This window comes from Hephaestia sp. MAHUQ-44, from assembly GCF_023806085.1.
Classification (GTDB): domain Bacteria; phylum Pseudomonadota; class Alphaproteobacteria; order Sphingomonadales; family Sphingomonadaceae; genus Sphingomonas.
On the sequence record NZ_JAMSLX010000009.1, the window covers coordinates 15,438 to 28,950 of the forward strand.

General features: G+C 68.9%; 13 protein-coding genes. 9 read left to right on the forward strand and 4 right to left on the reverse strand.

Annotated features, from left to right (window positions below; genetic code table 11):
- Nucleotides 1-118 precede the first annotated feature (118 nt).
- The 4 genes from hemA (at nt 119) to nrdR (ending at nt 3,843) form a co-directional block, all read left to right on the forward strand.
- Nucleotides 119-1,360, forward strand: a complete 1,242-nt coding sequence (hemA, locus tag NFE57_RS10960; RefSeq protein ID WP_252135626.1) for a 5-aminolevulinate synthase — start codon at nt 119-121, stop codon at nt 1,358-1,360.
- A 143-nt stretch (nt 1,361-1,503) separates the two neighbouring features.
- The gene (rpiB, locus tag NFE57_RS10965; protein WP_252135627.1) at nt 1,504-1,953 is read left to right on the forward strand and encodes a ribose 5-phosphate isomerase B; all 450 of its coding nucleotides are present in this window, start codon (nt 1,504-1,506) and stop codon (nt 1,951-1,953) included.
- Nucleotides 1,950-3,257 carry a serine hydroxymethyltransferase gene (glyA, locus tag NFE57_RS10970; protein ID WP_252135628.1) on the forward strand — a complete coding sequence of 436 codons (1,308 nt, stop codon included), beginning with the start codon at nt 1,950-1,952 and terminating at the stop codon, nt 3,255-3,257. Before rpiB ends, glyA begins: the two co-directional genes overlap by 4 nt.
- A gap of 124 nt (nt 3,258-3,381) precedes the next feature.
- Nucleotides 3,382-3,843 carry a transcriptional regulator NrdR gene (gene nrdR / locus NFE57_RS10975; protein WP_252135629.1) on the forward strand — a complete coding sequence of 154 codons (462 nt, stop codon included), beginning with the start codon at nt 3,382-3,384 and terminating at the stop codon, nt 3,841-3,843.
- Nucleotides 3,844-4,134: 291 nt separating this feature from the next.
- On the opposite strand, the gene NFE57_RS10980 is transcribed toward nrdR, so the two are convergent.
- Nucleotides 4,135-4,959, reverse strand: a complete 825-nt coding sequence (locus NFE57_RS10980; protein WP_252135630.1) for a class I mannose-6-phosphate isomerase — start codon at nt 4,957-4,959, stop codon at nt 4,135-4,137.
- 137 nt (nt 4,960-5,096) lie between these two features.
- Between NFE57_RS10980 and NFE57_RS10985 the strand changes: the two genes are divergently transcribed.
- Genes NFE57_RS10985 through NFE57_RS10995 form a run of 3 tightly spaced genes read left to right on the forward strand, consistent with a single transcriptional unit; the run spans nt 5,097 to nt 8,697 of the window.
- Complete coding sequence (locus NFE57_RS10985) at nt 5,097-6,041, forward strand: outer membrane protein assembly factor BamD (protein ID WP_252135631.1); 945 nt, start codon at nt 5,097-5,099, stop codon at nt 6,039-6,041.
- A gap of 27 nt (nt 6,042-6,068) precedes the next feature.
- Nucleotides 6,069-7,730 carry a DNA repair protein RecN gene (gene recN, locus NFE57_RS10990; RefSeq protein ID WP_252135632.1) on the forward strand — a complete coding sequence of 554 codons (1,662 nt, stop codon included), beginning with the start codon at nt 6,069-6,071 and terminating at the stop codon, nt 7,728-7,730.
- 34 nt (nt 7,731-7,764) lie between these two features.
- Complete coding sequence (locus NFE57_RS10995) at nt 7,765-8,697, forward strand: cation diffusion facilitator family transporter (protein WP_252135633.1); 933 nt, start codon at nt 7,765-7,767, stop codon at nt 8,695-8,697.
- A gap of 88 nt (nt 8,698-8,785) precedes the next feature.
- Here NFE57_RS10995 and NFE57_RS11000 read toward each other — a convergent pair whose 3' ends face one another.
- From NFE57_RS11000 to hemC, 3 genes are read right to left on the reverse strand one after another with little or no spacing between them, the layout of a single operon-like run.
- Nucleotides 8,786-9,712, reverse strand: coding sequence for a mitofilin family membrane protein (locus NFE57_RS11000; RefSeq protein ID WP_252135634.1), 927 nt, complete (start codon nt 9,710-9,712; stop codon nt 8,786-8,788).
- A gap of 32 nt (nt 9,713-9,744) precedes the next feature.
- Complete coding sequence (locus tag NFE57_RS11005; RefSeq protein WP_252135635.1) at nt 9,745-10,413, reverse strand: uroporphyrinogen-III synthase; 669 nt, start codon at nt 10,411-10,413, stop codon at nt 9,745-9,747.
- Nucleotides 10,410-11,351 carry a hydroxymethylbilane synthase gene (gene hemC, locus NFE57_RS11010; RefSeq protein ID WP_252135636.1) on the reverse strand — a complete coding sequence of 314 codons (942 nt, stop codon included), beginning with the start codon at nt 11,349-11,351 and terminating at the stop codon, nt 10,410-10,412. The genes NFE57_RS11005 and hemC overlap by 4 nt, the downstream gene beginning before the upstream one ends.
- A gap of 98 nt (nt 11,352-11,449) precedes the next feature.
- Here hemC and tsaD point away from each other — a divergent pair, with 98 nt between their 5' ends.
- Nucleotides 11,450-12,481: a tRNA (adenosine(37)-N6)-threonylcarbamoyltransferase complex transferase subunit TsaD gene (gene tsaD, locus NFE57_RS11015; RefSeq protein WP_252135637.1), complete on the forward strand. Its 1,032-nt coding sequence runs from the start codon at nt 11,450-11,452 to the stop codon at nt 12,479-12,481.
- The gene (locus NFE57_RS11020; protein ID WP_252135638.1) at nt 12,478-13,455 is read left to right on the forward strand and encodes an NAD(P)H-dependent glycerol-3-phosphate dehydrogenase; all 978 of its coding nucleotides are present in this window, start codon (nt 12,478-12,480) and stop codon (nt 13,453-13,455) included. Before tsaD ends, NFE57_RS11020 begins: the two co-directional genes overlap by 4 nt.
- The last annotated feature ends 58 nt before the right edge of the window (nt 13,456-13,513 follow it).

A 13,513-nucleotide genomic window follows, 5' to 3' on the forward strand; every position in this document is an offset into this window, starting at 1 on the left:
ACTCGGAACCTTGGAGCCGTGGCAACCATCTATACCAGATCGCGCACCGGCCGTCAGCGACGGCATGGGGCAAGATGTCCACTGGAATTCCGCCGTCCGTGGCGGTAGGGGAAGCCGCATGAGCCAGGAGTCGAGCCCGCCCGCCGTCGATTATTCCCGCGTGTTCACGCAGGCCATCGATCGCTTGCACACCGAGGGGCGCTATCGCGTCTTTATCGAGATTCTGCGCAACAAGGGTTCCTATCCCAACGCGCGCTGCTTTGCCGGGCATAACGGGCCCAAGCCGATCACGGTCTGGTGCTCGAACGATTATCTGTCGATGGGCCAGCATCCCGATGTGATCGCGGCGATGGAAGAGGCGCTGCACGATGTCGGCGCCGGGTCGGGCGGCACGCGCAACATCGGCGGCAACACACATTATCACGTCGGGCTTGAACGCGAACTGGCCGATCTCCACGGCAAGGAAGCCGCGCTGCTGTTTACCTCGGGCTATGTCTCGAACGAGGCGACGCTGTCGACGCTGGCACGGTTGTTCCCCGGCATGATCGTCTTCTCGGACGAGATGAATCACGCCTCGATGATCGCCGGGATGCGCCACGCGGGGTGCGAGAAGCGTATTTTCCGCCACAACGATCTCGCGCATCTCGAAGAATTGCTCAGCCAGGCCGATCCCACCGCGCCCAAGATGATCGCGTTCGAGAGCGTCTATTCGATGGATGCCGATATCGCGCCGATCGCGGCGATCTGCGATCTGGCCGACAAATATAACGCGCTCACCTATCTCGACGAAGTCCATGCCGTCGGCATGTACGGCCCGCGCGGTGGCGGCGTTTCGGAGCGTGAGGGGCAGGCACACCGGCTGACCGTGATCGAGGGGACGCTCGGCAAGGCGTTCGGCGTGATGGGCGGCTATATTGCCGCCGACCGCACCGTGATCGACGTGATCCGCAGCTATGCGCCGGGCTTCATCTTCACGACCTCGCTGTCGCCGGTGCTGGTCGCGGGCGCGCTGGCGAGCGTCAAGCACCTCAAGGCCTCGTCGGTCGAGCGCGAGGGCCAGCACGCTGCCGCCGCGATGCTCAAGGCGATGATGCGCGATGCCGGGCTGCCGGTGATGGGATCGACCACGCACATCGTGCCGCTGATGGTCGGCGATCCGGTCAAGGCCAAGAAGATCAGCGACATCCTGCTCGCCGAATACGGCGTCTATGTGCAGCCGATCAATTATCCCACGGTGCCCCGCGGCACCGAGCGGCTGCGCTTCACGCCCGGGCCGACGCATGACGAGACAATGATGCGCGATCTGGTGCACGCGCTCTGTGAGATCTGGAGCCGGCTGGAGCTGCGCGTCGCGGCCTGATTGCGCGGCCGTGCCGGCCGGTTGCTCCCGGCTCGCGCGCCGATGGAGGAGATTGCCGCACCGATAGCGCTTCTGGTGTGGCGTTTGCCGGCGGGCTCTTCTAAAGAGCCGCCATCTCTGTTTTCGTCCTCGAAAGGGCCGCCATGCGCCTTGCCATCGCGTCCGATCACGGCGCCGTCGCGCTCAAGGAAATGCTCGTGCCGTGGCTGCGCGAGAATCACGAGGTCGTCGACCTCGGCACCCATGGCCCCGCGAGCGTCGACTATCCCGATTACGGCTATCGGCTGGCCCGCGCGATCGCCGCGGGGGAGGCCGATCGCGGGATCGTCCTGTGCGGTTCGGGCATCGGCATTTCGATCGCGGTCAACCGCAACCCCGCGTGCCGGTGCGCGCTCGTCAGCGAACCGCTGTCGGCGGCGCTGGCGCGCGAGCATAATGACGCCAATGTGATCGCGCTCGGCGCGCGGCTCATCGGCGAGGAAATGGCGCGCGCGTGCATTACACGCTTCCTCACCACCGATTTCGCCGGCGGCCGCCATCAGGCCCGTGTCGCCAAGCTCGCTTCCCCCGATACCGCCAAGGAATCCGCATGAGCACCAACCCGACCTCGTTCGCCGACGTTCAGCCCGACGGCTTCTTCACCCGCACGCTCGCCGAGGCGGACCCTGCGGTGTTCGCGGGCGTCGAGCATGAACTGCGGCGCGAACGCCACCAGATCGAGCTGATCGCGAGCGAGAATATCGTCTCCAGGGCGGTGCTTGAGGCGCAGGGCTCGGTGTTCACCAACAAATATGCCGAAGGTTATCCCGGCAAGCGTTACTATCAGGGCTGTGCGCCCTCGGACGAGGTCGAGCAGCTCGCGATCGATCGCGCCAAGGCGCTGTTCGGTTGCGGCTTCGCCAACGTCCAGCCGCATTCGGGCGCGCAGGCCAATGGTGCGGTGATGCTCGCGCTCACCAAGCCCGGCGACACGATCATGGGGCTGAGCCTCGATTCGGGCGGTCATCTGACGCACGGCGCGCGCGCGGCGATGTCGGGCAAATGGTTCAACGCGATTTCCTATGGCGTCACCCCCGACACGCACCGGATCGATTTCGATCAGGTCGAGCAACTGGCGAAGGAGCAGCGCCCCAAGCTGATCATCGCCGGCGGGTCGGCCTATCCGCGCCATATCGATTTCGCCCGTTTCCGTGAGATCGCCGACGCGGTGGGCGCCTATTTCATGGTCGATATGGCGCATTTCGCGGGGCTGGTTGCGGGCGGCGTCCATCCCACGCCGTTCGGCCACGCGCACATCGTCACCACGACCACGCACAAGACGCTGCGCGGCCCGCGCGGCGGCGCGATCTTCACCGATGACGAGGGCATCGCGAAGAAGATCAATTCGGCGGTGTTTCCGGGGCTTCAGGGCGGCCCGCTGATGCACGTCATCGCCGCCAAGGCGGTCGCGTTCGGCGAAGCGCTGCGCCCCGAATTCAAGGGCTATGCCGCCGCCGTGGTCGAGAATGCCAAGGTGCTGGCATCGACGCTCAAGGAGCGCGGCGCCAACCTCGTCTCGGGCGGCACTGATACGCATCTCGCGTTGGTCGATCTGACCCCGCTCGGCGTTACCGGCCGCGATGCCGACGAGGCGCTCGAGCGTTCGGCGATCACCTGCAACAAGAACGGCATCCCCAACGATCCGCTGCCTCCGGTCAAGACCAGCGGCATCCGGGTCGGCAGCCCGGCGGGCACGACGCGCGGCTTCGGCGTCGCCGAATTCCGCGAGATCGGCAACATGGTGGCCGATGTGCTCGAAGGCCTGCGTACCAAGGGTGAGGCCGGTGACCCGCAGGTCGAGGCCGAGGTTCGCGCGCGCGTGCACGCGCTGTGCGAACGCTTCCCGATCTATGTGTGAAGCCGGGCGTTCACGCGCCGGCGGCACCGGCCCGCTCCCCCACCCGGCCTCCCAACGGCAGTATATCCTATGGGAGGCCGGGTGGGGGAGCGGGCCGGTGCCGCTCGTCCGGCAGGACGCATAAATGCGCTGTCCGTTTTGCGGCCATGAGGCGAGCCAGGTGAAGGACAGCCGCCCCACCGAGGATGGGGCGGCGATCCGGCGCCGGCGACAGTGCGAGGCGTGTGCGGCGCGCTTCACCACGTTCGAGCGTATCCAGTTGCGCGATCTCATCGTCTTCAAAAGCGACGATCGCCGCGAGCCGTTCGAGCGCGACAAGCTGGTCCGCTCGGTTTCGACGGCGTGCCGCAAGCGCCCGATCGGCGCGGTCCAGATCGAGAAGCTCGTGTCGGGGATTCAGCGCCAGCTCGAAACCTCGGGCGAATCGGAAGTCACCGCGCGGCGCATCGGCGAATTGGTGATGGAAGGGCTCAAGCACCTCGATTCGGTTGCCTATATCCGCTTCGCCAGCGTCTATAAGGATTTCCGCGAAGCCAGGGATTTCGAGGAATTCGCCGGCAGCGTGACCGAGGTCGGCAAGGGTTAGGGCTAGGGGCAGGGCACGGGTGCTCCTACGCAGGCCTCTCCAGGAATTTCGTCACCCCGGCCTTGTTCCGGGGGCCAACCCACAACAAGGCGCTATCGCTGGCGGCTCGTTGGATGCCGGAACAAGTCCGGCATGACGGGCGTGTCTTAGAGCGAAGAGCGTTAAACCTGGCCCGTTCGTCCTGAGCGTGTCGAAGGGCCGCTCTTTCTCTCGACGACACCGCAAGCAGGATGGTACTTCGACAAGCTCAGCACGAACGGACCGTGGTGATACTGATCTACGGCACAATGCCTAAATCCGCCGATCCCCCGGATAAGCGAACAGCACGTCGCCACCCTCGGCGATCTCGATCGCGGCGCTGCCGGTTACTGTCACGCATTCGCCTGCGCTGAACGCGATGCCCTCGGCGACGCCCGTGCCGGTTACCGGCACCAGCCAGCCGGTGAGCCCGTCGGGCAGCGTTATGATGCGCTTGCCCGCGGGCCAGCGTTCGAGCACGAATTTGGGCCCTTCGGCGAGGATCGTGCGGTCGTGCGCGATCCGGCCAGGCGCGGCCTGCGCGATGAAGGGGGTGCCCTCGCTCACCGCGACCCCGGCATCGAGGTGCAATTCGCGCGGGCGACCGTAATCATAGAGCCGATAGGTCAGATCGACATTCTGCTGGATCTCGATCAGCGTGATCCCCGCGCCGATCGCGTGGACGGTGCCCGCGGGCGAATAATAGAAATCGCCCTGCTTGACCGGTTTCCAGTCGAGCAATTGCTCGATCGAGCCGTCGAGCGCGGCCTCGCGTAATTCCTCGCGACCCACCGGGCGCCGGGTGCCCAGCGCGATCGTCGAATCGGGTTCGGCCGCGAGCACCAGCCAGGCCTCGTCCTTGCCGCGCGGATAGCCCGCCTTGCGCGCCGCCTGATCGTCGGGATGGACCTGCACCGACAATTTCTCGCTGGTGAACAGATATTTGACGAGCAGATCGGGATTGGCGTCGCCCGGGGTCTGGAACCATATTTCGCCTACCGGTTCGCCGTCGCGCGCGGGATCGGCGAAACCCGGCCACAACGTGTGGCGGCCCCACGGCTTTTCGACGCGGCGGGTGGCGAGCAGGGTGGCGGGCATCGGCGACTCCTCGAACTGGCAAGGCGTGGCAGGCGATACTGCCATATGCCTTGTCCCGCCAACATTGGGCGGGTGCCGGCGTCCATCAAGCGAAAAACCGTTGTTCGCCCGGCTAAGGCTCGGCTAAGACCGCAACCATGCGTATCCCCCCGTATCGCCGGGCGCTTGCCCGCCCGCTCGCGTTGACGCTGATTGTGGCGCTGGCCCTGCCCATCGCGGGCTGCGCACGCAACCGCACCAAGGCCGACATTCCCTATGTCGCGCGCGACGTGGGCACGCTTTACACCACCGCCCGCGAACGGCTCGATCGCGATCAGTACAAGCAGGCGGCGCAATTGTTCGCCGAGGTCGAGCGCCAGCATCCCTATTCGGTCTGGGCGCGGCGCGCGCAGTTGATGAGCGCGTTCAGTTATTATCTCGATCGCGATTACACCAATTCGCTGCAGGCGGCGCAGCGCTTCCTCTCGATCCATCCCGGCAGCCCCGATGCGCCTTATGCTTATTATCTGATCGCGCTCGATTATTATGAGCAGATCTCGGATGTGACGCGCGATCAGAAGATCACCCAGCAGGCGCTCGACGCGCTGGGCGAGCTCACGCGCCGCTATCCCAATACGCGCTATGCCGCTGACGCGCGGCTCAAGATCGATCTCGTGCGCGATCACCTCGCGGGCAAGGAAATGGAGATCGGCCGTTTCTACCAGACGCGCGGTCAGTGGCTGGCGGCGACGCTTCGCTTCCGCCGCGTGGTCGACGACTATCAGCAGACGACGCACGTCCCCGAGGCGCTGATGCGGCTGACCGAATCGTACCTGGCGCTCGGGATGCCGACCGAGGCCGAGCGTGCCGCCGCGGTGCTCGGCGCCAATTATGTCGGCACGCCGTGGTACGAACACGCTTACGATCTGATGCAGAAGCACCCGCCCAGGGCGATTGCCGCGGCGACGCCGGGGCAGGTGCTCGCGCCCGGCGCGCCCGGTACCTCGCCGACGGCGGAGGAAGCGTTGTTGCCCGATGCGCGCAAAACCGCGCCGGCTGCCGACACGCCCGATCCGGCAGGCATTTCCGATACCACCGGCTGATCCGATGGCCGATCGTCGGCGCGCGCGATGCTGAGTGCGCTTTCGATCCGCGACGTCGTGCTGATCGAGGCGCTCGATCTCGATTTCGAGAACGGTCTGGGCGTGCTCACCGGCGAGACCGGGGCGGGCAAATCGATCCTGCTCGACGCGCTTGGGCTTGCGCTGGGCGCACGCGCCGATTCGGGGCTGGTGCGCGCGGGAGCTGCGCAGGCGGTCGTCACCGCGAGCTTCAATGCGCCCGCGGGCATCGGCGCGACGCTCGCCAATAACGGGATCGCGATCGAACCGGGCGAGCCGCTGCTGATCCGTCGCATCGTCAAGGCCGACGGCGGCAGCCGGGGTTTCGTCAACGACCAGCCCGCCTCGGCGGGGCTGCTGCGCGAACTGGGCGCGCAACTGGTCGAAATCCATGGCCAGCATGACGAGCGCGGATTGCTCAATCCGCGCGGGCATCGCGCGCTGCTCGATGCGTTCGGCCGGCTCGATACCGCGCCGGTCGCCGATGCCTGGCGTGGCTGGCGCGCGGCCGAGGAAGCGCTGGCCGCGGCGCGCGCCGATCAGGAGGCGGCGACGCGCGACCACGATTTCCTCAGCCACGCGGTCGCCGAACTGCGCGCGCTTGCCCCCGAACCGGGTGAGGAGGAAACGCTCGCTGCACGCCGCGCAACGATGCAGCGCGGCGAGAAGATCGCGGGCGACTTGCAGGCGGTGGCCGATCTGCTCGACGGCGCCGAGGGCGGACTGGCCCGGTTGCGGCAGGCGGCGCGCATCCTTGAGCGCGTCGCGGACGATCACGACGCGCTCGCCGACGCGCTGGCGGCGGTGGATCGCGCGATCATCGAAGGCGCGGCCACGCAAGACAAGGTCGATGAGGCGGCGAACGCGCTGGCGTTCGATCCCGCCCGGCTCGACGCCGACGAGACGCGGCTGTTCGAGCTGCGGGCGGTCGCGCGCAAGCACCGCGTCCAGCCCGACGATCTGGCGGCACTGGCCGAGGAGATGGCCGCGCGACTCGAACGGATCGAAAGCGGTGATGAGAGCGTCGCCGGGCTCGAACGGGCCGCTGCCGCGGCGGCGCGGGATTATGAAGCGGCGGCCGAGGCGCTGTCGGCGGTGCGGCTCGACGCGGCGCGGCGGCTCGACGCGGCGGTGACCGCCGAACTCGCGCCGCTCAAGCTCGATGCCGCGCGCTTTCGTACCGCGGTCGCGCCGCTGCCGCGCGAGCAATGGGCGGCGGCCGGGCGCGACCGCGTCGAATTCGAGGTGTCGACCAACCCCGGCGCGCCGTTCGGGGCACTGATCCGGATCGCATCAGGGGGCGAGTTGTCGCGCTTCATCCTTGCGCTCAAGGTCGCGCTCGCCGAGCAGGGCGCGGCCGCGACGATGGTGTTCGACGAGATCGACCGCGGCGTCGGCGGCGCGGTGGCGAGCGCGATCGGCGAGCGGCTGGCGCGGCTGGCCGATGGCGCGCAGGTGCTCGTCGTCACCCACAGCCCGCAGGTTGCCGCGCGCGGGCGCCAGCATCTGCTGATCGCCAAAAGCCATGACGGCTTCGTCACGCGCACCGATGTGCGCACGCTCGACGATGGCGCCCGCCGCGAGGAGATCGCGCGGATGCTCTCGGGTGCAGATATCACCCCCGAAGCACGCGCGCAGGCCGAGCGGCTGATCGCGCCGGCGATGTCCTAGTATCTCGTGGGCGGGCGATGATAGCGATGGCGCGATGAACCACGATCACGCGCACGATCACGTCCATGGGCATCACCCGCCGGCGAGCTTCGACCGCGCGTTCGCGATCGGCATCGCGCTCAATATCGGCTTTGTCGCGATCGAGGCGGGTTATGGCTTCGCGGTCGATTCGGTCGCGCTGCTTGCCGATGCCGGGCACAATCTGTCCGACGTGCTCGGGCTCGCGCTGGCGTGGGGCGGGGCGACGCTCGCCAAGACGCCGCCCTCGAAGCGTTTCACTTATGGGTTGCGCGGGTCGTCGATCCTTGCCGCGCTCGGCAACGCGGTGCTGCTGCTCGTCGCGCTGGGCGCGATCGTGCTCGAAGCGGTGCAGCGGATCGGCGACCCGCCCGTTATCGCGGGCCTGACCGTCTCGATCGTCGCGGGCGTCGGCATCGTGGTCAACGGCGCCACCGCGTGGCTGTTCGCGCGCGGGCGCAAGGGCGACATCAACATTCGCGGCGCGTTCCTCCACATGGTCGCCGATGCCGCGATTTCGGCGGGGGTGGTGATCGCCGGGCTGGTCATCTGGCACACCGGGATCGGCTGGATCGATCCTGTCGTCAGTCTCGCGATCGCGGCGGTGATCTTCTGGCAGACCTGGGGGCTGTTGCGCGAATCGGTCGAGATGTCGCTGGCAGCGGTGCCGCGCGGGGTCGATTATGATGCGGTGGGCGCGGCGCTGGGGGCGTTGCCCGGGGTGGCGGCGACGCACGATCTCCATATCTGGTCGATGAGCACCACCGAGACCGTGCTGACCGCGCATCTCGTGATGCCGGGCGGCCATCCCGGCGACGCTTTTCTCGCGCATGCGCAGGCGATGCTCCACGAGCGGTTCGGGATTGCGCGGACGACCTTCCAGATCGAGGTCGATCCAGCCCCCGATCGCGATCGTTATTGTGCGCACGCTGCCGAGCCGGCGGTTTAGGGTTCATTGAACCGGACCGACTCAGGATGATCTTTTGTTGGCCGTGATTGCCGAGTCGCCAGATGATCTCATCCGGCGCGAAATCACCCTAAGGCGCGGCGGGCGGCGTGTCGGGTTCGGCGACCGGCAAGGCGGAAGGCGTTGGGGGGGGCGCCTCGACGGTGGGCATCGCGGGGCCGCCCTGGCCGAGGATCGCGGCGGTCTCGATCACGTCGAGCGCGCGGCGCGCATCGACATAACGCTGCGCGGCGGCGATCCAGCGGTCGGCGCGCGGGGCGCCCGGCAGCCGGTTGACTTCGGCCAGCGCCGATTCGACCTGTCCGGCCTCGATCAGATAGCGCGCGCGCGCCAGCCGATCCGACGGCCGCGACGACAGCGTGCCTTCCTTGTGGATCACGATGAGGCTCGACAGTTCGTCGCGCACGCGATCGAACCATCCCGTGGCGTCGCCGCCGCTGACCAGATCGTTGCCGATCGACGCCAGCCCGAGGCGCAGATCGTCGGCGGTCACCGGGTTGCGCGATGCCTGGATGATCGTTGCGACCGCGCGCGGCTGGGTCGCGCCGAAGCGCTGGCGAAGCTGGCCCTCGACATAGCCGAGCCCGAGCCCGCGATCGAGCGCGCGGCGCGCGGCGAAGGCGACGAGCATCCCCTCGGCGCGCGTGGCGTTGCCGCCCGCCTGTTCGGCCTTGGTATCGATCGTCGCGGTGCGTGCCTCCAGATCGGCGAGCCGCGCGGCGAGCGCGGCCTCGCGCGCACTCAGCGAATCGAGATCGGTGCTGGTCGGGGCGATCGGTGTGCGTGCGCCGTCATCGGCGGGCGGCGCGGACTGCAGCGGTACCGGGCGGGTCTTGACGGGGGCCGGCTGCCCCTCGAACCAATGGCCGTAATTCTTGATCGCATAGCCGATCGCGATCGCGCCGATCAGAAAGGCGACGACGCCCACGATTCCCAGCGTGCGCAGCCCGATCCGGCGCTCGGGTTTCCCGTCGAGAGGCACATAGTCTCGGCTCATGGCGTGCCTTATCCCCGTGGTTGTCGGCGCGGTCAATCGGCGAGCGTGCGGGCGAGGGCCAGCAGTTCGGCATCGATCGGGATCGCGACCGCCTCGATTCGCCCCCAGCCGGTGCCGAGTGCATCCGCCACCGCCGGGCTCAGCGCCGCGATTCGCACCGATTCGCGGTCGATGTGCCCGGTCAGCCGATCGAGCCGTCGCGCGGCATTGGGCGAATGGACCAGCGTCACCGTGCCTTCGAGTCGCGTCAGGGCCTCGGCCGCGATCGCCAGCGGATCGCTGGCATAGACGGTGATCGCGGTCGCGATCGGCCCGCCCGCCTGCAGCTTGCGCTCGCGCCCGCCGAGATGGAGCGCGCGTGCCACCCCGGCGCGCGCGGCATCGGCGATCAGCGTCACGCCGTCGCTATCGCCCACGGCGACGACCGAAAAACCCGCCTGCGCGGCGGCGGCAGCGGTCGCGGCGCCGACGGCGTGCACCGGCAGCGCCTTGAAGCGGTCGAGATCGGTGCCGCCCAGCCGCACGGCATTGGCGCTGGTCAGTACCAGCGCGTCGAACGCGTGCGGGTCGGGCGCGGTCCAGCCGATCGCGCGGACCTCGAACAAGGGCAATCGAAGCGCCGCCAGCCCCAGCGCCTCGATCGCGGCGGCGGTCGTCGCATTGGCCGGCTCGGGCCGCAGCACGGCAATCTTCCGCGTCATCCGGTGAACAGCGCGCAGATGGCGGGGGGCGCGCGATCGAGCAGGTCGCGCGCCAGCCGAGCGCCGATCGTGACGTCGTCGGCTGCGCCCTCGATATGGCCCGTCACGCAATCGCGACCATCGTTCGAGAACAGCGCCGCCTCGATTCGCAGCCCGGTGCCCAAGGTCGCCAGCGCCGCGACCGGCGAGTGGCAGTCTGCCTCCAGCGCCGCGAGCAGGGCACGTTCGGCCATCACGCAGGTCGATGTCGCCGCATCGTCGATCGCCGCGATCAGCCGCCGCGTCGTTTCCTCCGCGGTCAGCACTTCGATCCCGATCGCGCCCTGCGCCGGCGCGGGCAGCATCGTCTCGATCTCGATCGGGGTGCCGAGATCGTGCCGGCCGAGCCGCTCGAGCCCTGCCGCCGCGAGCAGCGTCGCATCGGCCTCGCCCGCTGCCAGCCGGCCCAGCCGCGTGTCGACATTGCCGCGAAACAGCGTGATTTTGAGATCGGGCCGCAGGTTGCGCAGTTGCGCGGCGCGGCGCGGCGAGCTGGTGCCGATGGTGGCGCCGTCGGGCAGCGCGGCCACGCTGTCGGCGCCGATCAGCCGATCGCGGACATCGGCGCGCGGCAGCATCGCGGCGATCGCGATGCTCGCCGGGCGGATCGTCTCGACATCCTTCATCGAATGGACCGCGCAATCGATCTCGCGATCGAGCAGCGCGCGATCGAGCTCCTTGGTCCACAGCGCCTTGCCGCCGATCTCGGCGAGCGGGCGATCCTGCACCCGGTCACCCGTGGTCTTGACGGGCACGATCGCGACCTGATCCGCCGCCCAGCCGTGCGCGGCCAACAGCGCGTCGCGCACCATATGCGCCTGTGCGAGCGCCAGCGGTGAGCCGCGCGTGCCGATGCGGAACAGTCCGCCCAATTCGTTTCTCCGTTCGTACCGCGCCATCGACGCCCGGCCCTTGTTGCGCCCGCCATGCAGAAACGCCAGCCCTGCGACAAGCCCAGCCCTTCGACAAGTTCCGTGCGGCACGATAAGGACGGCCGATGTTGATCCTCGGCCTCGAATCCTCGTGTGACGAAACCGCGGCGGCGCTGGTTCGGGGCGATCGCACGATCGTCGCGCACCGCCTGGCCGGGCAGGAAAGCGCGCATCGGCCCTATGGCGGCGTGGTGCCCGAAATCGCGGCGCGTGCGCATGTCGAGATCCTCGCACCGTTGATCGAGCAGGCCTTGGCCGAGGCGCAGGTTTCGCTCGATGACGTCGATGCAATCGCGGCCACCGCCGGGCCGGGGCTGATCGGCGGGGTGATGGTGGGGCTCGTCACGGGCAAGGCGCTGGCGCATGCGGCGGGCAAACCACTGATCGCGGTCAACCATCTCGAAGGCCATGCGCTGTCGCCGCGGCTCGCCGATCCCGGCCTCGCGTTTCCCTATCTGCTGGTGCTGGTTTCGGGCGGGCATTGCCAATTGCTGTTCGTCGAGGGCGTCGGCCGGTATCGCCGACTCGCGACGACGATCGACGACGCCGCGGGCGAGGCGTTCGACAAGACCGCCAAGATCCTCGGGCTCGGTTTTCCCGGCGGCCCCGCGGTCGAGCGTGCCGCCGTCGAAGGCGATGCGACGGCGGTGCCGCTGCCGCGGCCGCTGAAAGGATCGGCCGAGCCGCATTTCTCGTTCGCCGGGCTCAAGAGCGCGGTGGTGCGCGCGCATGCGGCAGGGCGCTGGTCGGCCGAGGATATTGCCGCATCGTTTCAGGCGGCGGTGGTCGATTGCCTGATCGACCGCACCCGGCGCGCGCTGGGGGCGATCGACGGCGCGACCGCCTTGGTGGTGGCGGGCGGGGTCGCCGCGAATACAGCAGTGCGCGGTGCGCTCGAAGCCCTCGCGGCCGACCATGGGCTGCGTTTTGTCGCGCCGCCGGGCTGGCTGTGCACCGATAATGCGGCGATGATCGCCTGGGCGGGGGCCGAACGCTTCGCGGCCGGGCTCACCGACCCGCTCGATACGCCGGCGCGCGCGCGCTGGCCGCTCGATCCGAATGCGGAAAAAGCGCGCGGAGCAGGAGTGAAGGCATGAAGATCGGGGTGATCGGCGCGGGCGCCTGGGGCACCGCGCTCGCGCAGGTCGCGGCGCAGGGCGACCGCGAGGTGATCTTGTGGGCGCGCGAGCCCGAGGTGGTGACGGCGGTCGACGCGCATCATGAGAATCGCGTGTTCCTCCCCGGCGTGCCGCTGTCGCCCGCGATCCGCGCCACCAACGCGCTCGCCGATCTGGCGGCGGCGGACGCGCTGCTGGTCGTGGTGCCCGCGCAGCATGTGCGGGCGGTGCTGGCCGAGGCGCCGGTCGGCGCGACCCCACTGGTGCTGTGCGCCAAGGGAATCGAGGCGGGCACACGGCTGCTGATCAGCGAAGTGGCGCGCACGGTGGCGCCCAAGGCGCCGATCGCGGTGATTTCCGGCCCCACCTTCGCGCATGAGGTCGCTGCGGGGCTGCCCGCGGCGGTGACGCTCGCCTGCGAGGACTCGGCGCTGCGCGCCCGGATCGCCGAGCGGCTCGCGAGCCCGGCATTCCGGCCCTATGCCTCATCCGACGTGATCGGTGCCGAGATCGGCGGCGCGGTCAAGAACGTGCTCGCGATCGCGTGCGGCGTGGTCGAGGGCGCGGGGCTGGGGCAGAACGCCCGCGCCGCGTTGATCGCGCGCGGTTTCGCCGAGATGACGCGCTTCGGCCTCGCACGCGGCGCGCGCGCGGAAACGCTCGCCGGGCTGTCGGGGCTGGGCGATCTCGTCCTCACCTGTTCGTCGGTCAGCTCGCGCAACTTCTCGCTCGGGATCGGGCTCGGGCAGGGCAAGGCAGCGGCCGATCTGCTCGCCGATCGCAAGACGGTGGCCGAAGGCGCCTTCACCGCGCCGGTGCTGCGCGAGGCGGCGGCGGACGTCGGCGTCGACATGCCCGTCGCGGGGGCGGTGTGCGCGCTGCTGGAGGGGGCAAGCGTGCGCGATGTGATCGAGGATCTGCTCGCGCGGCCCTTGCGCGACGAATATGCCTGACGATCTGCGGCGCGGGTAGGCGCGCAGCACGGTCCCGCTTCGCACCCGCGATGAAGTG